A 250-nucleotide genomic window follows, 5' to 3' on the forward strand; every position below is an offset into this window, starting at 1 on the left:
CAACCACATTGACCGAGACGCAGATATTATCAAAACCCAATTTATTCCATTCTTTGATTTGCTTTGCGGTTTGTAAAATTACAATGCGGCCAATGTCTGAAATTAAGCTGGTTTTTTCTGCCATCGGAATGAAGAGACCTGGCGGCACAATGCCTTTGCTTGGGTGGTTCCAACGTACCAACGCCTCAAAACCATAAATTTTCTGATCGTGAAAGTTGATTTTGGGTTGGTAGTAAACCACCAACTCATT

Annotated in this window: 1 protein-coding gene; it reads right to left on the reverse strand. The window is 41.2% G+C overall.

Annotation, left to right across the window (positions count from 1 at the left end; translation table 11 throughout):
* Positions 1–250, reverse strand: a 250-nt coding sequence (locus GJQ66_RS13430; protein WP_155049692.1) for an EAL domain-containing protein, incomplete at both ends; no start/stop codon positions are given.

Source organism: Microbacterium sp. ZXX196 (genome assembly GCF_009709595.1).
In the GTDB taxonomy this organism is placed as follows: Bacteria; Actinomycetota; Actinomycetes; order Actinomycetales; family Microbacteriaceae; genus Microbacterium; species Microbacterium excoecariae.